Below are 22,785 nucleotides of genomic sequence, written 5' to 3'. Positions count from 1 at the left end.
CCGGTCGGATGGCGATGGCCACGGTGTCAACATAAGTTGACGGCGAGCATCTCGTCAACCCACGTTGACACCGGGGTTGCCCCGTCGTGTCTCGCCGGCACCCGGCACCCGGCATCCGGCTCCCGGCGCTCCGGCGCCCAGCCCTCGGCGCACGGCGCCTCGGCCCGGCGCCTCGCACCCTCCCTCCGGGCTCCGGGCTCCGGGCTCCGGGCTCCGGGCTCCGGGCTCCGGGCTCCGGGAGCCGGGCCGCTGACCGCTGCGTCCGCCTCGCCGCCCCGGCGCGAGTTCGTCGCCCTCAGCCTGTCCGGCGCGTCCGGAAGATCGCCGTGCCCGGCAGGTAGGCGCCACGGACCGGGCCCCAGCCGCCCCAGACCTCCTGGTTGTCGGCCGGCCACTCGGGTTCGATCACGTCCTCGATCACGAGCCCGGCGCCCACGACCTCGCGCACGTGGTCGCCGACCGTGCGGTGGTACTCGGCGTACGCGACCCGCCCCGCCGTGTCGGTCTCGACGTAGGGGCGGCGGTCGAAGTACGACCGGTTCGCCGTGAGGCCGTGCTCGCTCGGGTCGTCGGGGAAGGCCCAGCGCAACGGGTGGGTCACCGAGAACACCCACGAACCACCCGGGCGCAGGAGGCGAGCGATCTCGCGATGGATCGCGCCGGCGTCGGGCACGAAGGGGATGGCCCCGAACGACGTGAACGCGACGTCGAAGCTCGCGTCCGCGAACGGGAGCCTGCGTGCGTCGGCCTGCACGAGCGGCACGGCGACGCCCGTCGAGGCGTTGAGCCGTGCGCCCGTGGCGAGCATCCCGCCCGACACGTCGGTCGCGACGACCTCGACCCCTCGCGACGCGAGCCAGCGCGAGCACTGCGCGGCGCCCGCTCCCACCTCGAGCACGCGGCGGCCGTCGAGGTCGCCCAGCAGCCGCGCCTCGGACTCCCGCACCCCTTCGGGGCACCAGCAGAAGTCGACCGCGCCGAGGAAGTCCCCGTGCTCGTCGAGGTACTCCTCGGCGTTGGCGTCCCACCACGTGCGACCTGCGGCGCCGCCCTGGGCGGGCGGTACGTCGTGGTATCCGACCGAGCCGATCGTCTCATCCGTCATGCATCCATCGTCTCGCGACGAGGGTCGTTCCACGGCATCGCCCCTGGTGATCGATACGATGGGGGCTGGTCGGTCGAGCGAAGGCGCTGGTCCGCCTTCCGACGATCACTCATCACGAGACGAGGTTCGAGTTGCGCATCGGTCTGCTCACAGGTGGCGGGGACTGCCCCGGTTTGAACGCGGCCATCAGGGCTGTCGTCAAGCAGGGGATGGGCGAGTACGGACACACCATCATCGGGTTCCGCAACGGGTGGAAGGGCGTCGTCGACGGCGACATCGTCCCGCTCGGGCGCCAGGACATCCGTAACGTCCTGCCCGTGGGGGGAACCCTTCTCGGCACGGCGCGATTCCACCCGCACGCGTCCGACGGCGGGATCGACGCGGTCCTCGCGACCGTCGAGGCCGAGCGTCTCGATGCCATGATCTGCATCGGCGGCGACGGCACGCTGCACGCCGCGAGCAAGGTCGCGGACGCGGGCGTCAACATCGTCGCGATCCCCAAGACGATCGACAACGACGTGGAGGGCACCGACCTCTCGATCGGCTTCCACACCGCCGTCAACATCGCGACCGAGGCGATCGACCGGGTCCACACGACCGCGGAGAGCCACAACCGCGTCATGGTCGTCGAGGTCATGGGCCGCCACGCGGGCTGGATCGCCGTGAACGCCGGCATCGCCGGTGGCGCCGAGGTCGTCCTCGCCCCCGAGGACCCCTTCGACATGGACGCCATCGAGAAGTTCCTGCGCCACCGTCACCGTGCGCACGCCAACTTCTCGATCGTGGTCGTCGCCGAGGGTGCCGTGCCGCGTGAGGGCAGCAGCATGAACTTCACCCAGGAGCTCGGCAAGTACGGCGAGATCATCGCCGGCTCGATCGGCGAGCGGGTCTCGGCCGAGATCGCCCGTCGCACCGGGTTCGACACGCGCCTGACGGTCCTCGGGCACGTCCAGCGCGGCGGCGAGCCGACTCCGACCGACCGCATCCTCGGCAGCCGGTTCGGTGTGGCTGCGGTCGACGCGATCTCGCGCGGCGAGTCGAAGGTCATGACGGCGCTGCGCGGCGAGAGCGTCGTGCTCGTCCCGCTCGACGAGATCGCCGGCAAGGTCAAGCACGTCCCCGCCGAGCTGCTGAGGGTCGCGCACGCCCTGTCCTGACGCATGCCCTGCCTCACCGACTGCCGTTCGTGGATCCCACGAGCGGCAGTCGTGCGTCGGGCCGTCGGTCGATCGTCGGGCGCAACCGGTCGGTCGGGGGCGGGTCCCCACGGGCGGGAGGGTGAGAGCGCGTGCACCGCTCCGTTCTCCCTTTGACCGCTTCGCCTTTCCGTCGATAGGATGTCTGACGGTGCAGTGCGCCTACCGCCCTACCTCCTGCCTGAGACGTGACGCGTCCGTCGTTCTCGTCGTGGTGGGGCCGTTCCGTGCTCGGAGCGGAGGTCACCGGTGGCGACCACCACAGCAGCATCCCTATCCGAACTACTTCCTGTCCGCATCGGAGCATCGAACTCAATGACCATCTCCACCCCCGCGAAGTCCGCACCTCAGGTTGCCATCAACGACATCGGCACCGAAGAGGACTTCCTTGCCGCCATCGACGCCACCATCAAGTACTTCAATGACGGTGACATCGTCGAAGGCACGATCGTCAAGGTCGACCGTGACGAGGTTCTCCTCGACATCGGCTACAAGACCGAAGGCGTCATCCCCTCCCGCGAGCTGTCCATCAAGCACGACGTGGACCCCGGGGACGTCGTCAAGGTCGGTGACGCAGTCGAGGCCCTCGTCCTCCAGAAGGAGGACAAGGAAGGTCGCCTGATCCTCTCCAAGAAGCGCGCTCAGTACGAGCGTGCCTGGGGCACGATCGAGAAGATCAAGGAAGAGGACGGCGTCGTCACCGGCACCGTCATCGAGGTCGTCAAGGGCGGCCTCATCCTCGACATCGGCCTGCGCGGCTTCCTGCCCGCATCGCTGGTGGAGATGCGCCGCGTCCGCGACCTCCAGCCGTACGTCGGCAAGGAGATCGAGGCGAAGATCATCGAGCTCGACAAGAACCGCAACAACGTCGTCCTGTCGCGTCGTGCGTGGCTCGAGCAGACGCAGTCCGAGGTTCGCTCGACCTTCCTGCAGACCCTGCAGAAGGGCCAGGTGCGCCCCGGTGTCGTCTCCTCGATCGTCAACTTCGGTGCGTTCGTGGACCTCGGCGGCGTCGACGGTCTGGTGCACGTCTCGGAGCTGTCCTGGAAGCACATCGACCACCCCTCCGAGGTCGTCGAGGTGGGCCAGGAGGTCACGGTCGAGGTCCTGGACGTCGACTTCGACCGCGAGCGTGTCTCCCTGTCGCTGAAGGCGACGCAGGAGGACCCGTGGCAGACCTTCGCTCGTACGCACGCCATCGGTCAGGTCGTGCCGGGCAAGGTCACCAAGCTGGTTCCGTTCGGTGCGTTCGTGCGCGTCGAGGACGGCATCGAGGGCCTCGTGCACATCTCCGAGCTGGCCGTGCGTCACGTCGAGCTGCCTGAGCAGGTCGTCAACGTCGGTGACGAGGTCTTCGTCAAGGTCATCGACATCGACCTCGAGCGTCGCCGCATCTCGCTCTCGCTCAAGCAGGCCAACGAGGGCGTGGACCCGGAGTCGGACGACTTCGACCCCGCGCTGTACGGCATGGCTGCCGAGTACGACGAGCAGGGGAACTACAAGTACCCCGAGGGCTTCGACCCCGAGACCAACGAGTGGCTCGAGGGCTTCGAGTCGCAGCGCGAGACGTGGGAGTCGCAGTACGCGAAGGCTCACGAGCGCTGGGAGGCGCACCGCAAGCAGGTCGCCGAGGCTCTCAAGGCCGACGACGAGGCCGTGACCTCGGGCGAGTCCTCCGCCAGCTCCGCTGCCACCTACTCCTCGACCCCGGTCCAGGAAGAGGCTGCCGGCACGCTGGCTTCGGACGAGGCGCTCGCCGCTCTGCGCGAGAAGCTCACCGGTAACTGATCTCCTCCTGGCCTCGCGGCCGGGGTGATGTCATGACGAGGCCCGCCACCTTCGGGTGGCGGGCCTTCGTCGTGCCCGGGGTCGGCACCTCGGAGTCGACGTCGTGGACGCCCGCGTCGGGCCGGAGGTGCCCCTAGGCTGTGACGATGCCGTGGACCACCGAGAGCACCCGCACCGCCTACGAGAACTCCTGGATCAGGGTGCGGGAGGACCGCGTGATCCGTCCCGACGGCGCCCCGGGCATCTACGGGGTCGTCGAGCTGCGATGGCCCGCGGTCTTCGTCGTGGCACTCACGGACGCCGACGAGGTCGTGCTCGTGACGCAGCACCGCTACGCCACCGGTGCGCTCTCGATCGAGGTCCCCGCCGGGGCGAGCGACGGTGAGGACCCGCTCGTCGCGGCCCAGCGAGAACTTCTCGAGGAGACGGGGCTCCGTGCTCGGGAGTGGGTGCGGGTCGGTGGCATGGACGCTCTCAACGGGGTCGCGAAGGCCCCCGAGCACGTGTTCGTGGCGCGCGGGCTGACGGGGGCGCCGAGCCTGCGGGGGACCGGCGGGAGCGACGCACCGCACTCCGCGGGGACGGTGGGGGGTCGCTCGGCCAGCCAGGTCGAGGAGGGGATCTCGCGTGTCGAGGCCGTGCCGTTCGCGGAGGTGCTGGCGATGATCTCGGCGGGGACCATCCGTGACGGGGAGACGATCGCGGCCCTCGCCCTCGCGGGGCTGTGGCTGGGCCGGTTCGCCTGACCCGCCCCGGTCAGACCGCCAGGCTCTCCTCGTCGTCACGCGTCGTGAGGTCCTCGTCGCCCGCGGTCGCCTGGTCCGCCGCGTCCCCGGTCGCGAACTGCGTCCGGTAGAGCTCGGCGTAGAGACCGCCGTCGACCAGGAGGTCGGCGTGGGTACCGGTCGCCACGACGCGTCCCTGGTCGAGCACGACGATCATGTCGGCCTGGCGGATCGTGGACAGTCGGTGCGCGATGACGAGGGACGTCCTGCCGTCGAGAGCGGCGTCGAGCGCGAGCTGGACGGCGGCCTCCGACTCGGAGTCGAGATGGGCGGTCGCCTCGTCGAGCACGACGAGGGCCGGCGCCTTGAGGAACAGGCGCGCGATCGCGAGCCGCTGGCGTTCGCCGCCCGAGAGGCGGTAGCCGCGGTCGCCGACCACGGTCTCGAGCCCTGCCGGGAGGGACTCGACGAGCTCGGCGACGTGCGCCTGGCGCAGCGCGGTCCACAGCTCGGTGTCCGTCGCGTCCGGCTTGGCGTAGCGCAGGTTGCCCGCGATGGTGTCGTGGAACAGGTGCGCCTCCTGGGAGACGACGCCGACGGTGTCCTGGAGCGAGCGCTGGGTGACCTCGCGCAGGTCGCGACCGGCGATCCGGACCGCGCCGTCCGTGGGGTCGTACATCCGGGTGACGAGCTGGGAGATCGTGGTCTTGCCGGCACCCGAGGGGCCGACGATCGCGACCATCGCGCCTGCGGGGACCGCGAACGAGACGTCGGAGAGCGTGTCGCTCGTCGGGTCGGAGCTCACCGTGGCCACGGCCTCGAGCGACGCGAGCGAGACGTCGGCGGCGCCGGGGTAGCGGAAGGTGACGTGTTCCAGGGTGAGGGTCGCGCCGTGGCGAGCGACGTCGTCGGACAGGTCGCGGGCGTCCGGGGCGTCCGTGACGGACGGCTCGAGGTCGAGGACCTCCAGGACGCGCTCGAAGCTCACGAGGGCGGTCATGACGTCCACCTGGACGTTGGACAGCGCGGTGAGCGGCCCGTACAGGCGGGCGAGGTAGGCCGTGAGGGCGACGACGACGCCGACGGTGAGCGTGCCGCGGATGGCCATGACGCCACCCAGCCCGTAGACGATCGCGACGGCGACCGAGGCGACCGTCGTGAGGGCGACGCGGAACACGGTCGCGTACATGGCCGAGGTCACGCCGATGTCGCGTACGCGCCCGGCCTGCTCGGCGAACGTCGTGGACTCCCGCTCGGGCCGTCCGAAGATCTTGACCAGGTGGGCGCCCGCGACGTTGAAGCGCTCGTTCATCATCTGGGCGGCATCGGCGTTGAGGGTGTAGCTCTCGCGCGTGATGCCCGCGAGCCTGCGGCCCACCCAGCGCGCGGGCAGCACGAACACGGGGAGCAGCGCGAGCGCGATGAGCGTGAGCTCCCAGGACATCGAGAGCATCGCGGCGAGGACGAACACGACGGTGAGCAGGTTCGAGAAGACGTTGGAGAGCGTCGAGGTGAAGGCCTGCTGTGCGCCCAGCACGTCGCCGTTGAGTCGCTGGACGAGCGCCCCGGTGCGGGTGCGGCTGAAGAACGCGAGCGGCATGCGCTGCACGTGGTCGAAGACCGCGGTGCGCAGGTCGAAGATGAGTCCCTCGCCGACGCGGGCGGAGAACCAGCGTTCGCCGATGCTCAGCAGGCCGGACGCGAGCGCGATGCCGGCCACGACGAGCGAGATCTCGACGACCACGTCGACGCGACCGGCAGTGATGCCGTCGTCGATGAGGGACTTGAACAGCAGCGGGGTCACGGCACCTGCCGCGGCGTTGAGCGCGATGAGCACGAGGAACACCGCGAGCTGCGCCTTGTAGGGGCGCGCGAAGGCGAGGATGCGCCGGACGGTGCCGCGGCGGAGCCGCTGCTTGGCCACGGAGGAGTCCTGGCGGAAGGTGCGCATGCCGGAGCCGCCACCGAAGGACGAGGGGAAGGACACGAGGCCTCCTGGGGGGTCGGAGGGGGAGGGCGGCGGAGGAAGTGCCTCGACGCCGGTAGTGAGCCTACCTCACCATGAGTTGGTTCACAAGAGTCCTGGTGGCGACTATCCTCGTGCCTGTGACGACAGACTTCGACGCCGAGAACGCCGAGTTCCTCACCCTCCTGCACGCCGCGATGCGCGCGGTCCGTCGCGAGGCGGGGGAGCGGCTCGGGCGCGCACGGACCACGCCCGGCCAGTTCCGGATGCTGCGTGCGCTCGACCGCTGCGAGGGACCCCAGCGCCCCAGCGCGCTCGCCGGCATCCTGGACGTCGCTCCCCGGTCGGTCACCTCCAAGGTCGACGACGCCGAGGCCGCCGGCCTCGTGCGCAGGCTGCCCGACCCCACGGACCGTCGCGCGACCCTCGTCGAGCTGACCGAGGACGGACGACGCACGCTCGCCGCGGTCGCCGCCGAGCGCGAGACGAGCGCAGGGACCCTCCTGTCCCGGCTCGGAGAGGGCGACCGGCACGAGCTGTTGCGCCTGCTGCGCACGGTGGCGGGGGAGGGCGGCACCGCCTCGGGAGAGGCCCGCACTGCCCCGGAGCGTGCGCACGGGGCATGACTGGCAGGATGGACCCATGTTTCGCGTAGGTCTGACCGGCGGGATCGCAGCAGGAAAGTCCGTGGCCCTGGATCGGTTCGCCGAGCTCGGGGCCTGCGTCATCGACGCCGACGTGCTGGCGCGGGAGGCCGTCGCGCCCGGCACCGTGGGCCTCGAGGAGATCGTCGAGGTCTTCGGGGACGATGTCCTCGCGCCCGACGGGTCGCTCGACCGGGCGCGGCTCGGGACCGTCGTGTTCGGTGACGACGAGGCGCGCCGCCGGCTCAACGGGATCGTCCACCCCGAGGTCCGTCGCCTGTCGGCCGAGCGCGAGGCCCTCGTCGCCGCGCGAGACCCGCGCGCCGTCGTCGTGCACGACATCCCGCTGCTCGTCGAGACCGGTCAGTCCGAGTCGTTCCACCTCGTCGCGGTGGTCGTGGCCCCCGAGGACGTGCGCCTGCAGCGCCTGGTGGCCTCACGCGGCCTGAGCGAGGACGAGGCCCGGGCCCGGATCGCCGCACAGGCCACCGATGACGAGCGGCTCGCGGTCGCCGACGTGACGCTCGACGGCAGCGGCTCGCCCGACGCGCTGCGCGCCGAGGTCGACGCTCTGTGGGAGCGCATCGAGCGCGAGACCGCCGAGGAGCTGGTGTGACGGTCCTGCTCTCGGGCTTCGAGCCGTTCGACGGCGCTGCGACCAACGCCTCGTGGCGGGCCGTCAGTGCGCTGCGGGACGTGTGGGACGGAGCCGAACCGCTCGTCGCGGTCGAGCTGCCGTGCACGTTCGCCGGCGCGTGGCCCGTGCTGCGCTCGGCCATCGAGGAGCACCGGCCCCGGGTCGTGGTGGCCGTCGGTCTCGCGGGCGGGACGGCCGCGGTCCGCCTCGAACGTGTGGCGATCAACGTGATCGACGCTCGTATCCCCGACAACGCGGGCTCCGCGCCCGTCGACGTGCCCGTGGTCGAGGACGGGCCGGCGGCCTATTTCACGACCCTGCCGCTCAAGCCGGCGCTGGTCGCGGTGCGTGAGGCCGGTGTTCCCGTGGCGGTGTCGAGCACCGCGGGGACGTACGTGTGCAACGCGACGTTCTACGACCTCGCGCGCTGGGCGCACGGCCAGGACGACGTGCGGGCCGGGTTCGTGCACGTGCCCGCGGTGAGCGAGCCGGGGGCTCCCGCGCCCGACGGCGGGTCCCTGTCGCTCGCGGCCCTCGTCCGGGCGATGCGGGTCGTCGTGGAGACGGCCCTTTCGGATCTCGACGGCAGGCTCGGAGCCGATGCGGCCCGGCCGGTCCCGGCGGGCGCCGAGCACTGATCGGCACGTCGCCGATGCCGGGGCGCGAGGACCGGAGCTGCACGACCGACGGCCGAGGCCCCCGGGGAGTCGTCCCTGGGGGCCTCGGCCGTCGGTCGTTCCTCGGGTGGCGTCAGCGCGCGGCGCGCCTGCGTGCCGCCAGGACGAGCCAGGTGCCGCCCGCGAGGAGGGCTGCCGCGATCGCGACGATCATCGCGGTCTGCGCACCGGTGGCCGCGAGACCGCCCTCCTCCGGCGCGGGGGCCGGCCGAGCGGCCTGGGGCGTGGCCGGCGCGGTGGCGCTCGGTGCGGGCTTGGGGGCCGCGACCGGGGTGGCCTTGTCGACGGGGACCTGCGGCGTGGTGACCGGCGGCACCTGCGCGCCGGGCACCTCGGTGACCGGCGGGGTCGTCCCGGGCGTGAGGGGCGTGGGCGTCTCCGTGACCGGCGGGTTCACGGTCGCCGGAGGCACCTCGCACCCGAGCGTCGCCGACCCGATCCACGGGAAGTTGTGGTGCTCGAGGCCGCCGCTGGCGCCCGCGCCGCCGAACGTGAGGTCACCGCCGATGTACAGCCGGCCGTTGGTGTGGGTCTTCTGGGCGACGTCGGCCTGCGGTGCCAGGATCGAGCCGACCGTCTGGCTGCTGCTCGTCATGGTGAGGTGCGTGGCGTCGGGGAAGTTCCACAGGATGCGGGGGGCCCACTTGCCGAGGGCGGCACCGGCGTCGATCCGGTCGCTTCCCGCGGCGATGTAGTTGAGCGAGAGGTCCGGTGCCTTGCCCGAGACGTTGACGACGATCGGCGCGGTGGCGCCCACGTTCTCGAACGTGACCGCCCCACCGAGGCTCGCCACCTGCTCCGCAGAGATGTCGAAGACCTGCACCGCCGACGAACCGTCGCCTCGCAGGGTGCTGCCCGCGAGGCTGCCGGTCGCAGGCTTGTCCGCGAGGTCGGCGGAGACCTTGCCGAGCTCGGCGCGCAGCGCCTTGGCCTGCGGGGCCGGCACGGACGAGTGCGGGGTCTTCTTGCCGCCGTTGAGCTCGATGGTCCCCTCGATGGCGCCGCCTGCGACGACGTTGCCGCCCTTGTCGAGGCGGTGCGCGACCTCGACGCGTCCGGACTTGACCGTGACGGCGCCTGCGGCCAGGACCATGTCGCTGCCGCTCGCGGGCGTGAACTGCGAACCGGCCCCGACGACCCCGAGGTTCATCAGGTCGCCGGTGTCGATGGTCACGGAGCCCTGGGAGACCAGGACGCCCTCGGACTCCTTGGCGCCGCCCAGCGCCGTGTAGTCCCCGCCGACGAAGATCGCGACACCCTTGTCGGTGAAGAGCGGCGTGTTCGTGAGCCCACCCGAGAAGTCGGGGCACGAGTTCCCCAGCGCCGTGGTCGGCAGCGGCGTCGTGGCCAGGGCGGGTGCTGCGCCCAGGCCCACCAGGCCCACGGTGAGGGCTGCGGTGGTGAGCGTGCCGAGAAGGGTGCGCTGAGAGGTACTGCGCGTCGAGCTGAAGAACATCTATGTCTCCGAGGTGGGGGTCGAGGCCGAAAGTAAGGTCTGTGTACTAACCCGTGACGCGTGATGACCCCGACTTCTGGTTTTTCAGGGGATATCAACGGATGCGCGAGGATTACGGCGACAGTAGGGGTCCCCGTCGCGACACGCCAAATCGTCGACCGGGTGAATCTCACCGTTCGGCTCGCGTGATCGCCCGGCGTGGTCTAGCGGCCGTCCGAGGGTCCGATGTCGGTGGTTCGCCGTACCGTGGAACCATGCGTCCCGTCACCGATCTTCAGCGCACCGTCGCCCCGTTCGAGGTCATCTCCGACTACACGCCGTCCGGTGACCAGCCCACCGCGATCGCCGAGCTCTCGCAGCGGCTGAGGGCGGGGGAGAAGGACGTGGTGCTGCTCGGCGCGACGGGCACCGGGAAGTCCGCGACGACGGCCTGGCTCATCGAGGAGCTGCAACGCCCCACGCTGGTCATGGCGCCCAACAAGACGCTGGCGGCTCAGCTGGCCACGGAGTTCCGCGAGCTGCTCCCCAACAACGCGGTCGAGTACTTCGTGTCCTACTACGACTACTACCAGCCCGAGGCCTACATCGCGCAGACGGACACCTACATCGAGAAGGACTCGTCGATCAACGACGAGGTCGAGCGCCTGCGCCACTCCGCGACGTCCTCGCTCCTGACGCGCCGCGACGTCGTGGTGGTCGCCTCGGTGTCGTGCATCTACGGACTCGGGACGCCGCAGGAGTACGTGGACCGCATGGTCCGCCTCGACGTCGGTGACCAGGTCGAGCGTGACGTGCTGCTCCGCCAGTTCGTCACGATGCAGTACACGCGCAACGACCTGGCCTTCACGCGGGGGACGTTCCGCGTGCGCGGAGACACGGTCGAGATCATCCCGGTCTACGAGGAGCTCGCGATCCGGATCGAGTTCTTCGGGGACGAGATCGAGGCGATCCACCTGCTCCACCCGCTCACGGGGGACGTCGTGCGTTCGGAGACGAGCGTCAACCTCTTCCCCGCGACGCACTACGTCGCGGGCCCTGAGCGCATGGAGCGCGCGATCACCTCGATCGAGTCCGAGCTCGAGCAGCGGCTCGCGGAGCTCGAGCGTCAGAACAAGCTCCTCGAGGCGCAGCGGCTGCGCATGCGGACCACCTACGACATCGAGATGATGCGCCAGATCGGGTCGTGCTCGGGGATCGAGAACTACTCGCGGCACATCGACGGGCGTGAGCCGGGCACCGCCCCGCACACCCTCCTCGACTACTTCCCCGAGGACTTCCTCCTCGTGATCGACGAGTCCCACGTCACGGTCCCGCAGATCGGGGCGATGTTCGAGGGGGACATGTCGCGCAAGCGCAACCTGGTCGACCACGGTTTTCGCCTGCCCAGCGCCATGGACAACCGGCCGTTGCGCTGGGAGGAGTTCGTCGAGCGGATCGGGCAGACGGTCTATCTCTCGGCGACCCCGGGCAAGTACGAGCTCTCGATGTCGGACGGCGTCGTCGAGCAGATCATCCGGCCCACCGGTCTGGTCGACCCGGAGATCGTCGTCAAGCCGACCTCGGGGCAGATCGACGACCTGCTGCACGAGATCCGCGAGAGGGTCGAGCGCAACGAGCGCGTGCTGGTCACGACCCTGACCAAGAAGATGTCCGAGGACCTCACGGACTACTTCCTGGAGCGGGACGTGCGCGTGCGGTACCTGCACTCCGAGGTGGACACGCTGCGGCGCGTCGAGCTCCTGCGCGAGCTGCGCCTGGGTGAGTACGACGTCCTGGTGGGCATCAACCTGCTCCGCGAGGGGCTCGACCTGCCGGAGGTCTCGCTGGTCGCGATCCTCGACGCCGACAAGGAGGGCTTCCTCCGCTCGGGCACGTCCCTCATCCAGACGATCGGGCGTGCGGCGCGCAACGTGTCGGGCCAGGTCCACATGTACGCCGACAAGATCACCCCGGCCATGGCCCAGGCGATCGAGGAGACGACCAGGCGCCGGGAGAAGCAGGTCGCGTACAACCTCGAGCACGGCGTGGACCCCACGCCCCTGCGCAAGAAGATCGCCGACGTGACGGACATGCTCGCGCGCGAGGACATCGACACGCAGGAGCTTCTCGCGGGGGGCTATCGTCAGCCGGGCAAGGGGCGGGCCCCGGTCCCCGGTGGTCCCAAGGAGGGGGCGACGACCGCAAACCGTCTGGCGGGGGTCGCGGCGGGCGAGCTCGCGGACCTCATCCAGGAGCTCAGCGACCAGATGCACGCGGCAGCGGCCGAGCTCCAGTTCGAGCTCGCGGCGCGCCTGCGCGACGAGATCTCCGGGCTCAAGAAGGAGCTGCGGCAGATGCAGTCGGCCACTGCCTGAGCAGTGGACCCGCCCGGGCAGGTGCCGCCGGCCCGGCGATCGCGACAGAACGAGGGATGCCATGGCACGCACGGTCCAGATCACGTTCGACGCAGCGGACCCGCGGGGTCTGGGGGCGTTCTGGTGCGAGGCGTTGGGCTACGTCGAGCAGCCGCCGCCGGAGGGGTTCGCCGACTGGGAGGCTGCGATGGCGGCCTGGGGCATGAGCCCGGACCGCTACAACGCGTTCTATGCGGTGGTGGACCCGGACGGTGCGGGGCCACGGATCTTCATCCAGCAGGTCCCCGAGCCGAAGACCGCCAAGAACCGCATGCACATCGACGTGGGGGTCGAGGGGGACGGGGCCGAGCGGGTGGGCAACGTCCGGTCGCACGCGGCGCACCTCGTCTCGCTCGGGGCGTCCGTGCTCCAGGAGATGGACGAGAACGGAGAGTTCTGGATCGTCCTGCAGGACCCGGAGGGCAACGAGTTCTGCGTGCAGTGAGGGACGTGAGGGGACGGCGCGGGGAGAGGGCCCGGAGGGGCCCCCGGGAAGGATCCACGGCACGCCGCGGTTGTGGAAGGGTCGGGCAGGCGGCTCGTGCCATGCCCTATGCTTGCCCAGTTGAAGGGGAGTATTCCCAGAAACGGTGATGTCGTCATCACGGTCGGCGCAGTCGTCGGCCCGGTGTCACCGGTCCTGCTCGGTCACCTCTCGCGATCGCCTCCGGGTCGATCGGTGACCGCGAGGGCGGAAGAGACCTTCGGTACTCGACACTACGTACCGGAGGTATGTGTGATGGATGTTCCTGTCTGGATGTGGGTCGCGACGATCGGCATGATCCTCGCGATGCTGGCCTTCGACTTCGTGGGCCACGTCCGCACCCCGCACGCCCCCACGCTCAAGGAAGCGTCGTGGTGGTCCGCCGGCTACGTCGGCATCGCGATCCTCTTCGGGGTCGGGATCTGGGCGTATTTCGGCTCGGTCTACGGCGGTGAGTACTTCGCCGGGTACATCACCGAGAAGAGCCTGTCGGTCGACAACCTCTTCGTGTTCGTCCTCATCATGACGAGCTTCCGGGTGCCCAGGCTGTACCAGCAGAAGGTCCTGCTGATCGGTATCACGATCGCCCTGGTCCTGCGCACGATCTTCATCTTCCTGGGTGCCGCGCTGATCGAGAACTTCAGCTGGGTCTTCTACATCTTCGGGGCCTTCCTCATCTACACCGCCTACACGCAGGTCAAGAGCGCGCGGGAGCACGAGGACGAGGAGTACAAGGAGAACGGCGTCCTGCGCCTCACGCGTCGCTTCTTCCCGACGACGGACGCGTACGTCGAGGACAAGATGTTCACGAAGATCGACGGCAAGCGCTACATCACGCCGATGCTCATCGTGATGATCGCCATCGGCAGCGCCGACCTGCTGTTCGCGGTCGACTCGATCCCCGCGATCTTCGGTCTCACGCAGGAGACGTTCCTCGTCTTCGCGGCCAACGCGTTCTCGCTGCTCGGCCTGCGCCAGCTCTACTTCCTGATCGACGGCCTGCTCGACCGCCTGGTGTACCTCGCCTGGGGCCTGGCCGCGATCCTCGGCTTCATCGGGATCAAGCTCCTCATCCACGCGCTGCACAAGAACGAGATCCCGTTCATCAACGGCGGTGAGCACGTCACGGTCATCCCGGAGATCTCGACGGCCCTCTCGCTCAGCTTCATCCTGGTCACGCTGGCCATCACGACGATCGCGAGCCTCGCCAAGGACAAGAGCGACCGTCGTCGTCTGGAGAAGGAAACCTACTGATGCAGCACGAGCTGCCGTTCTGGTTCGAGGCGGCGTCCCTGACGGCCCTCGTCGTCCTCCTGCTCGTCGACCTGGTGGTCGTGGGCCGTCGGCCGCACGTGCCGTCGATGAAGGAGAGCGGCCTGTGGGTGGCGTTCTACGTCGCCCTGGCGCTGGTGTTCGGCGGCCTCGTCGCCCTGGTGGGCGGCAGTGCTCCCGCGGTCGAGTTCTACGCGGGCTGGCTCACCGAGTACAGCCTGTCGGTCGACAACCTCTTCGTGTTCGTCATCATCATGACGAGGTTCGCCGTGCCGCGGGAGCACCAGCAGAAGGTGCTCATGGTGGGGATCATCGTGGCACTCGTGCTGCGAGGGGCGTTCATCCTCGCGGGGGCCGCGATCATCGCCCAGTTCGTGTGGGTCTTCTACCTCTTCGGGGCCTTCCTGATCTACACCGCGATCAAGCTCGTCGCCGGCGGGGACGAGCCCGAGGAGTACCAGGAGAACCGGCTGATCCGGTCGTTGCGCCGGGTCCTGCCGCTGTCGCCGACGTACGACGGCGGCAAGCTGCGGACAGTGGTCGACGGCAAGCGGCTCTTCACGCCCATGCTGATCGTGTTCCTCGCGATCGGCAGCACGGACCTGCTGTTCGCGTTCGACTCGATCCCGGCGATCTTCGGGCTCACGCACGACCCGTTCATCGTCTTCACGACGAACGTGTTCGCGCTCATGGGGCTGCGCCAGCTGTACTTCCTGCTGGGTGGTCTGCTCGAGCGGCTCGTGTACCTGCCGATCGGGCTGGCGGTCATCCTGGGGTTCATCGGGATCAAGCTGATCCTCGAGGCCCTGCACGAGAACACGCTGCCGTTCATCAACGGAGGGCAGCACATCGAGGCCGTCCCGACGGTCCCGGTCTGGCTCTCGCTCGTGGTCATCCTGGGTGCGCTCGGGGTCACGACCGTGGCGAGCCTGCTGCGCACGCGCGGTCAGCAGAAGGACGAGTCCCTGCCCGACGACGTCGACGCGGCCTCGTAGGTCGCTCGCGGCGGGCGGTGCTCGCTCCGCGCGACGAACGGCCCGTCTCCCTCCGGGGAGACGGGCCGTTCGTGCGTTCTCGGACCTGGTCGGACGGCGTGCGTCGCGGGCTCGGCCAGGGGTCAGGCGCGGTCCGCCCACGGTCCGATCACGGGCGCCCACGGTCGGACGGTCCGACGCGTGATGACGCCCTCCCGGGCGAACGGGTCGGCGTCGAGCGTCCGCGCGGCCGACGCCTCGTCCGGTGCGTCGACGAGCAGGAGGGCGCCGGCAGGGTTCGCCGCGTCCTGGGCGAGGGGTCCGGAGGCGAGCAGCGTGCCCTCGTCGAGCAGGCCGCGCAGGAAGGCGCGGTGCTCGGGGCGGAACTCGTCCAGGACGGCGGGCTTGTCGGCGTAGGTGTAGGTCACGGCGAAGATCGGCATGGCGACATTGAAGCACCATCCGGCGGGGGTCCCGCAGAGGGTCCGCGCACGGCTCCGGGGCGGCCGGTGGGGGCGGCGCGGACGACGACCGCTACCAGCCGCGCTCGCGCCACTCGTCGAGGTGGGGTCGTTCCGCCCCGAGCGTCGTGTCGGCCCCGTGGCCCGGGTACACCCAGGTGGCGTCGTCGAACCGGTCGAAGAGCCTGGTCGTGACGTCCGCGTGGAGCAGGGCGAAACGGTCCGGGTCGTTCGACGTGCTCCCGACGCCACCGGGGAAGAGCGAGTCCCCGGTGAACAGGTGGGCGCGGCCGGGCACGGCGCCCGGTGCGCTCGCGTGCTCGGGCTCGCGGTAGACGAGCGTGACCGACCCGGGGGTGTGACCACGCAGGGCGACCACCTCGAACGTGAGGTGGCCGAGGACGAGGGTGTCGCCGTCGTGCAGGGAGCGCGTGATGGTCGCTCCGGTCGCCTCGGCGATGGCGTCCGCGTCGGGAGCACCGGCCGCGAGCTGCGCGCCGGTGGCCGCGCCGATCGACGCGAGCGCCCCGACGTGGTCGAGGTGCCGGTGCGTGGTGAGCACGAGGTCGAGGCGGGTGGTCGGGGAGCCCTCCCGGACGAGCTCGAGGAGCCGGTCGGGCTCGGCGGCCGCGTCGACGAGGAGCTGGGCGCCGCTCCCGCGGCAGGTGAGGAGGTAGGCGTTGTTCTCGGCAGGGCCGACGGCGAGCTTGCGGACCTCGACCTCGTCGAGGACCCGCAGGTCGCTCGGCCCCCCGGCCGTGACGTCTCCGGTGTATGCCACGCCGATCTCCTCGCTGTGCTGGGTGGCGTCCTCGCGGACGCTCGGCCGCCGGTGTGACGAGCCTCTCGTGCCGAGTCTGGCACGCCGGTGACGGACCCGAGGCGCCGTCCAGGAGCAGGTCAGGGGGCCGGCGGCGAGCCGTGCCGGGAACCGGGCAACAGTCCGTCCCACGGGCGACGGTCGAACAGGTGTGCGAATGTCAGGGGCGAGGCTTACGATGCTTCGGTGAGCAACCGCCTTGTCATCGCTGGTGCCCGGGAGCACAACCTCCGCAACGTCGACCTCGACCTGCCGAGGGACCAGCTCATCGTCTTCACAGGCCTCTCGGGGTCCGGAAAGTCCTCCCTCGCGTTCGACACGATCTTCGCCGAGGGGCAGCGCCGCTACGTCGAGTCGCTGTCCGCGTACGCCCGCCAGTTCCTCGGGCAGATGGACAAGCCGGACGTCGACTTCATCGAGGGTCTGTCGCCCGCGGTCTCGATCGACCAGAAGTCGACCAACCGCAACCCGCGCTCGACCGTGGGCACCATCACCGAGGTCTACGACTACCTCCGTCTGCTCTTCGCGCGGGCCGGGACCCAGCACTGCCCGGTCTGCGGCGAGAAGGTCCAGGCCCAGACCCCGCAGCAGATCGTCGACCGCCTGCTCGAGCTGCCCGAGGGCACGCGCTACCAGGTCCTCGCTCCTGTGGTGCGCGGTCGCAAGGGCGAGTACAGCGAGCTCTTCAAGGAGCTCCAGTCCAAGGGCTTCGCGCGTGCGCGGGTCGACGGCGAGGTCGTCCAGCTCACGGACCCGCCCGCGCTCGAGAAGAAGCTCAAGCACGACATCGAGGTCGTGATCGACCGCCTCGTCTCGCGCGAGGGCGTCCAGCGCAGGCTCACGGACTCCGTGGAGACGGCCCTCGGCCTCGCCGGCGGGCTCGTCGTGGTCGAGCTCGTCGACGCCGACGCGGACGACCCGCAGCGCGAGCGACGCTTCTCGGAGAAGCGCGCGTGCCCCAACGACCACGAGCTCACGCTCGACGAGATCGAGCCCCGCACCTTCTCGTTCAACGCCCCCTACGGCGCGTGCCCCGAGTGCACGGGCATCGGCTTCCGCCTCGAGGTCGACCCGGATCTCGTCGTCCCGGACGACGAGAAGTCCCTCGCCGAGGGAGCGGTCGCGCCGTGGGCGCAGATCTCCTCGGAGTACTTCAACCGCGTCCTGACGGCCCTGGCCTCGGACCTGGGCTTCTCGATGGACGTGCCGTGGCGTGCGCTGCCCCAGCGCGCGCAGCAGGCCGTGCTCTACGGGCAGAACCACGAGGTCCACGTCCGCTACAAGAACCGCTGGGGTCGTGAGCGCCAGTACTCGACCGGTTTCGAGGGCGTCGTGACCTTCCTGGAGCGCCGTCACGGTGAGACCGAGTCGGAGTGGTCCAAGGAGAAGTACGAGGCGTACATGCGCGAGACGCCGTGCCCGGTGTGCCAGGGCACGCGCCTCAAGCCCGAGGTCCTGGCGGTCAAGGTGGGCGACAAGTCGATCGCCGAGGTCTGCCGGCTCCCGCTGCGCGAGGCCGCGGCGTTCCTCGGCTCGCTCGAGCTCGGCACCCGCCAGAAGGCCATCGCGACCGAGGTCCTCAAGGAGATCGACGCCCGCCTGGGCTTCCTGCTCGACGTCGGCCTGGACTACCTGTCCCTCGAGCGTCCCGCGGGGACCCTCTCGGGTGGGGAGGCGCAGCGCATCCGGCTCGCGACGCAGATCGGCTCGGGACTCGTCGGTGTGCTCTACGTCCTCGACGAGCCCAGCATCGGACTGCACCAGCGGGACAACCGCCGGCTCATCGACACCCTGACCCGGCTGCGGGACCTCGGGAACACGCTCATCGTCGTCGAGCACGACGAGGACACCATCCGGGCAGCGGACTGGATCGTCGACATCGGTCCGGGCGCGGGCGAGCACGGCGGACGCGTGATCCACTCGGGCGACTACGCGGGCCTCCTGGAGGCCCCCGAGTCCGTCACGGGCGCCTACCTCTCGGGGCGCCGCAGCATCCCGCTGCCCGCCGCCCGTCGCCCCGTCGACAAGGACCGGCGGATCACCGTCATCGGCGCGCGCGAGCACAATCTCGAGGGCATCGACGTGAGCTTCCCGCTCGGCACGCTGACCGCGGTCACCGGGGTCTCGGGGTCGGGCAAGTCCACGCTGGTCAACTCGATCCTCTACACCGTGCTCGCCAACGAGCTCAACGGCGCACGCCAGGTCGCGGGTCGTCACCGCCGCATCACGGGGCTCGAGAACCTCGACAAGGTGGTTCACGTCGACCAGGGGCCCATCGGGCGCACCCCGCGGTCCAACCCCGCGACCTACACCGGGGTGTGGGACCACGTGCGCAAGCTCTTCGCCGAGACGAGCGAGGCCAAGGTCCGCGGCTACACGCCCGGCCGCTTCTCGTTCAACGTCAAGGGTGGCCGCTGCGAGGCGTGCTCGGGCGACGGCACCATCAAGATCGAGATGAACTTCCTGCCCGACGTCTACGTGCCGTGCGAGGTCTGCCACGGTGCGCGCTACAACCGCGAGACGCTCGAGGTGCACTTCAAGGGCAAGACCGTCGCGGACGTGCTCGACATGCCCATCGAGGAGGCCTCGGAGTTCTTCGCCGCGGTCCCCACGATCTCGCGGCACCTCAAGACCCTCTCCGAGGTCGGTCTCGGGTACGTGCGCCTGGGGCAGCCCGCGCCCACGCTCTCGGGAGGCGAGGCCCAGCGCGTCAAGCTCGCGAGCGAGCTGCAGAAGCGCTCGACGGGCCGGACCATCTACGTGCTGGACGAGCCCACGACGGGCCTGCACTTCGAGGACATCCGCAAGCTGCTCGCGGTGCTCCAGTCGCTCGTCGACAAGGGCAACTCGGTGCTCGTGATCGAGCACAACCTCGACGTCATCAAGAACGCCGACTGGGTCATCGACATGGGCCCGGAGGGCGGCTCGGGCGGCGGCAGGGTCGTCGCCGAGGGCACGCCCGAGCAGGTGGCCGCGGTTCCCGAGAGCCACACGGGTCGGTTCCTCGCCGAGGTCCTCACGGGTGACCCCATCCCGGTCGCGCCCCTGCCCAAGAAGTCACCCGCTGCCAAGGCCGGGACGGGCAAGGCGCCGGCAAAGGCTCCGCGCAAGACCGCTGCGCGCAAGTCGTCCACGACGGCTGCGGCGAAGGAGAGCGCCTCGTCGGTCACTTCAGCGGTCGACCCGAAGAAGGCTCCGGCCGCGGACGACTGAGGGCACCCCTCGCGTCGACGAGCGGTGGCCCGCCGTCTCGCCCACTCGACGTCGGCGTCGTGCAGCGAAGAGTCCCCGGACGCTGTGCGACGCCGGTGCGTGCCCGGGGGCACCCGGCGTCGCCTCAGGCCGCGTGGGTGCGCAACGGTGCGGGCTCCAGGAGGACCGGGAAGTTCACGGAGCGTGCGAGGAAGCAGTGGTCGTGCGCTCGCCGGTGGATCTCGACGACGGCGGACTCGGTGACCCCGGGACCGTCGTCGACCACCACGTGCGGGTGCAGCGTGACGTCCGTGAACTGGCCCGCCCCGGCGGACTCGACCCGCATGGTGCCGGTCACCTCGTCCGTGTAGTCGCGGACGACGATCCCCGCAGCCGACGCGAGGTGCAGGAACCACAGCATGTGGCACTGCGAGAGGCTCGCGACGAACAGCTCCTCGGGGCTGTAGCGGCTCGGGTCGCCGCGGAACGCCGGGTCGGCCGAGCCGAGGAGCGTCGGTCGGCCGGCGAGGTCGACGTCGTGGTCGCGGCTGTACGCGGTGTATGTGGTGGTTCCGGTCTCGCCTGCGCCGGTCCAGCGGACGGTCGCGGCGTACGAGTGAAGGGCGCCCATGCCGTCACCCTAGCGGTGACCGGGCTCCGGTGTGTGACCGGCATCACGTGTCGCAGGTCCGTCGCGGGTCGACGTGTGGGTGCACTGTCCTAGGCTGGCGAGCATGGCTGATCCGTCCTCGTACCGCCCCGCACCGGGGGAGATCCCCACGTCACCGGGCGTGTACCGCTTCCGTGACGAGCACGGTCGCGTCATCTACGTCGGCAAGGCGAAGAACCTGCGGGCCCGCCTCGGCAGCTACTTCCAGGACCTCACGAACCTCCACTACCGCACCCAGACCATGGTCACCACGGCCGCCTCGGTCGAGTGGACGGTCGTGGGCACCGAGGTCGAGGCCCTCGCGCTCGAGTACTCGTGGATCAAGGAGTTCGACCCGCGCTTCAACGTCAAGTACCGCGACGACAAGTCCTACCCCTATCTCGCCGTGACCCTGGGGGAGCAGTTCCCGCGTGCGCAGGTCATGCGTGGCGCCAAGCGCCCCGGGACCCGCTACTTCGGCCCCTACGGGCACGCGTGGGCCATCCGCGAGACGCTCGACCTGCTGCTACGGGTCTTCCCGGTCCGCACGTGCTCCGCGGGCGTGTTCAAGCGCGCCCAGCAGACCGGTCGGCCCTGCCTGCTCGGCTACATCGACAAGTGCTCCGCCCCCTGCGTGGGACGCATCACGCCCGAGGACCACCATGCGCTCGCGGAGGACTTCTGCGACTTCATGGCGGGGGACACCGCGAAGTTCATCCGCCGGGTCGAGGCCAAGATGAAGGAAGCCGCGGCAGCCATGGAGTACGAGCAGGCGGCCCGGTTGCGCGACGACATCCTCGCGCTCGAGCGCGCCATGGAGAAGAACGCGGTCGTCCTGGGCGACGCCACGGACGCCGACATCTTCGCGCTCGCGGGTGACGAGCTCGAGGCCGCGGTGCAGGTCTTCCACGTGCGTGGGGGACGCATCCGCGGGCAGCGCGGCTGGATCGTCGAGAAGGTCGAGGACGTGACCGACGCCGAGCTCGTCGAGCACCTCCTGCAGCAGGTCTACGGCTCGGTCGACGAGGCGCTCGGCGACTCCTCGACCCCCTCGTCGAGCGTCGTCCCGCGCGAGGTGCTCGTGCCCGTCCTGCCGCCCGACACCGACCAGGTCGTGGCCTGGCTCACGGGCCTGCGCGGCGCCAAGGTCGACGTCCGGGTGCCGCAGCGCGGCGACAAGCGCGAGCTGGCCGCGACGGTGCACAAGAACGCCGAGCACGCCCTCGCGCTGCACCGCACGAGGCGTGCGGGCGATCTCACGACCCGCAGCCAGGCGCTGCGCGAGATCCAGGAGGCGCTCGGCCTGGAGACCGCGCCGCTGCGCATCGAGTGCTACGACGTGTCGACGACGCAGGGGACCCACCAGGTCGCGTCGATGGTCGTGTTCGAGGACGGGCTCGCCCGCAAGAGCGAGTACCGCCACTTCGCGATCCGTGGACCCGAGGGCCTGGGGGCGCGCGACGACACCGCGGCCATGCACGAGGTCATCACGCGTCGGTTCAAGCGGTACCTCGCGGACCGGTCCCAGGCCACGGACGTCGAGATGGACCTGGGGGCCGACGACGACACCGCCCGCGACACGGACGCCGTCGCCGCGGGCTACGTGCCGCGCTCGGGCGAGGTGGGCGCGGACGCCCCTGCAGGCCGCGCCGCCCGTTTCGCCTACCCGCCCAACCTCGTCGTGGTCGACGGCGGGCCTCCCCAGGTCGCGGCAGCCGCCCGGGCCCTCGCGGAGCTCGGGATCGACGACGTCGCGCTCTGCGGGCTCGCGAAGCGGCTCGAGGAGGTCTGGTTGCCGGGGGAGGACTACCCGGTGATCCTGCAGCGCAGCTCCGAGGGGCTGTACCTGCTCCAGCGGGTCCGGGACGAGGCCCACCGGTTCGCGATCTCCTACCACCGCAAGAAGCGCGGCAAGGCCATGACCGTCTCGGTCCTCGACGACGTCCCGGGCCTCGGGCCCGCCCGCAAGAAGGCGCTCCTGACCCACTTCGGGTCGCTCAAGCGGTTGCGTGCCGCGTCCGCGGAAGAGATCGCGACGGTCCCCGGCATGGGCGCCGCGACCGCGGCCGCCGTCGTGGCCGCGCTGGGTCCGGGGACAGCGCGAGGCACGGGTGGCACAGGGGCCGGTGCCGAGCCCGACGCGACCGAGGAAGGGGCGCCGAGCACCTCTCCCGAGGCGGCCGTGCCCGCACCCGGGACGCCCGAGGGGGCTGCCCAGGCATGACCGTTCCCAGCGCACGTGCGTGGCCGGTGACGGCCGCGCCCGGGGTGCGCGGCGCCGTCGGGCAGGGGGCCAGGGGTGCTGGGCCGGACACGCCCGGGACACGCACCGAGAGGGCCCTGCCC

General features: G+C 70.6%; 18 protein-coding genes. 12 read left to right on the top strand and 6 right to left on the bottom strand.

Features of this window, described 5'->3' with window-relative positions:
- Positions 1-295: 295 nt before the first annotated feature.
- The gene (locus JOD49_RS01930; protein WP_205305745.1) at positions 296-1,105 is read right to left on the bottom strand and encodes a class I SAM-dependent methyltransferase; all 810 of its coding nucleotides are present in this window, start codon (positions 1,103-1,105) and stop codon (positions 296-298) included.
- Positions 1,106-1,236: 131 nt separating this feature from the next.
- On the opposite strand from JOD49_RS01930, the gene JOD49_RS01925 reads away from it, so the two are divergent.
- The 3 genes from JOD49_RS01925 (at position 1,237) to JOD49_RS01915 (ending at position 4,835) form a co-directional block, all read left to right on the top strand.
- Positions 1,237-2,262, top strand: coding sequence for a 6-phosphofructokinase (locus JOD49_RS01925; protein WP_205305744.1), 1,026 nt, complete (start codon positions 1,237-1,239; stop codon positions 2,260-2,262).
- Between the two features lie 354 nt (positions 2,263-2,616).
- Positions 2,617-4,089 (top strand): 30S ribosomal protein S1, encoded by a 1,473-nt coding sequence (gene rpsA / locus JOD49_RS01920; RefSeq protein ID WP_205305743.1) that lies wholly within the window; start codon positions 2,617-2,619, stop codon positions 4,087-4,089.
- Between the two features lie 146 nt (positions 4,090-4,235).
- Positions 4,236-4,835, top strand: coding sequence for an NUDIX domain-containing protein (locus JOD49_RS01915; RefSeq protein ID WP_205305742.1), 600 nt, complete (start codon positions 4,236-4,238; stop codon positions 4,833-4,835).
- 10 nt (positions 4,836-4,845) lie between these two features.
- Here JOD49_RS01915 and JOD49_RS01910 read toward each other — a convergent pair whose 3' ends face one another.
- The gene (locus tag JOD49_RS01910) at positions 4,846-6,765 is read right to left on the bottom strand and encodes an ABC transporter ATP-binding protein (protein WP_205308734.1); all 1,920 of its coding nucleotides are present in this window, start codon (positions 6,763-6,765) and stop codon (positions 4,846-4,848) included.
- Between the two features lie 155 nt (positions 6,766-6,920).
- Between JOD49_RS01910 and JOD49_RS01905 the strand changes: the two genes are divergently transcribed.
- From JOD49_RS01905 to pcp, 3 genes are read left to right on the top strand one after another with little or no spacing between them, the layout of a single operon-like run.
- On the top strand, positions 6,921-7,406 hold the full coding sequence (locus JOD49_RS01905) for a MarR family winged helix-turn-helix transcriptional regulator (protein ID WP_307822315.1): 486 nt from the start codon (positions 6,921-6,923) through the stop codon (positions 7,404-7,406).
- Positions 7,407-7,422: 16 nt separating this feature from the next.
- Entirely contained in the window at positions 7,423-8,040 is a 618-nt protein-coding gene (gene coaE, locus JOD49_RS01900; RefSeq protein WP_205305740.1) for a dephospho-CoA kinase, read from the top strand.
- Entirely contained in the window at positions 8,037-8,699 is a 663-nt protein-coding gene (gene pcp / locus JOD49_RS01895) for a pyroglutamyl-peptidase I (protein ID WP_205305739.1), read from the top strand. The genes coaE and pcp overlap by 4 nt, the downstream gene beginning before the upstream one ends.
- A 112-nt stretch (positions 8,700-8,811) precedes the next feature.
- On the opposite strand, the gene JOD49_RS01890 is transcribed toward pcp, so the two are convergent.
- Positions 8,812-10,194 carry a choice-of-anchor A family protein gene (locus JOD49_RS01890; RefSeq protein WP_205305738.1) on the bottom strand — a complete coding sequence of 461 codons (1,383 nt, stop codon included), beginning with the start codon at positions 10,192-10,194 and terminating at the stop codon, positions 8,812-8,814.
- A gap of 254 nt (positions 10,195-10,448) precedes the next feature.
- Between JOD49_RS01890 and uvrB the strand changes: the two genes are divergently transcribed.
- From uvrB to JOD49_RS01870, 4 genes are all read left to right on the top strand, one after another.
- Positions 10,449-12,548, top strand: coding sequence for an excinuclease ABC subunit UvrB (uvrB, locus tag JOD49_RS01885; protein WP_205305737.1), 2,100 nt, complete (start codon positions 10,449-10,451; stop codon positions 12,546-12,548).
- Between the two features lie 61 nt (positions 12,549-12,609).
- A complete protein-coding gene (locus tag JOD49_RS01880; RefSeq protein ID WP_205305736.1) occupies positions 12,610-13,032 on the top strand; it encodes a VOC family protein in 423 nt (140 codons plus the stop codon).
- A 294-nt stretch (positions 13,033-13,326) separates the two neighbouring features.
- Positions 13,327-14,325, top strand: coding sequence for a TerC family protein (locus JOD49_RS01875; RefSeq protein ID WP_205305735.1), 999 nt, complete (start codon positions 13,327-13,329; stop codon positions 14,323-14,325).
- Entirely contained in the window at positions 14,325-15,338 is a 1,014-nt protein-coding gene (locus tag JOD49_RS01870) for a TerC family protein (protein WP_205305734.1), read from the top strand. The genes JOD49_RS01875 and JOD49_RS01870 overlap by 1 nt, the downstream gene beginning before the upstream one ends.
- A 122-nt stretch (positions 15,339-15,460) precedes the next feature.
- Here the strand turns inward: JOD49_RS01870 and JOD49_RS01865 are convergent, their stop codons facing one another.
- Both JOD49_RS01865 and JOD49_RS01860 read right to left on the bottom strand, forming a co-directional pair.
- On the bottom strand, positions 15,461-15,760 hold the full coding sequence (locus JOD49_RS01865; protein WP_205305733.1) for a YciI family protein: 300 nt from the start codon (positions 15,758-15,760) through the stop codon (positions 15,461-15,463).
- A 91-nt stretch (positions 15,761-15,851) separates the two neighbouring features.
- Positions 15,852-16,559 carry an MBL fold metallo-hydrolase gene (locus JOD49_RS01860; RefSeq protein WP_307822314.1) on the bottom strand — a complete coding sequence of 236 codons (708 nt, stop codon included), beginning with the start codon at positions 16,557-16,559 and terminating at the stop codon, positions 15,852-15,854.
- A gap of 225 nt (positions 16,560-16,784) precedes the next feature.
- Here JOD49_RS01860 and uvrA point away from each other — a divergent pair, with 225 nt between their 5' ends.
- Positions 16,785-19,811 carry an excinuclease ABC subunit UvrA gene (uvrA, locus tag JOD49_RS01855; protein WP_205305732.1) on the top strand — a complete coding sequence of 1,009 codons (3,027 nt, stop codon included), beginning with the start codon at positions 16,785-16,787 and terminating at the stop codon, positions 19,809-19,811.
- Between the two features lie 124 nt (positions 19,812-19,935).
- Here uvrA and JOD49_RS01850 read toward each other — a convergent pair whose 3' ends face one another.
- Positions 19,936-20,421: an OsmC family protein gene (locus JOD49_RS01850; RefSeq protein WP_205305731.1), complete on the bottom strand. Its 486-nt coding sequence runs from the start codon at positions 20,419-20,421 to the stop codon at positions 19,936-19,938.
- 103 nt (positions 20,422-20,524) lie between these two features.
- Here JOD49_RS01850 and uvrC point away from each other — a divergent pair, with 103 nt between their 5' ends.
- Positions 20,525-22,663, top strand: a complete 2,139-nt coding sequence (gene uvrC, locus JOD49_RS01845; protein WP_205305730.1) for an excinuclease ABC subunit UvrC — start codon at positions 20,525-20,527, stop codon at positions 22,661-22,663.
- Positions 22,664-22,785 lie beyond the last annotated feature (122 nt).

Source organism: Oerskovia jenensis (assembly GCF_016907235.1).
GTDB classification, from domain to species: domain Bacteria; phylum Actinomycetota; class Actinomycetes; order Actinomycetales; family Cellulomonadaceae; genus Oerskovia; species Oerskovia jenensis.
This window is presented reverse-complemented; position numbering and strand designations above follow the sequence as displayed.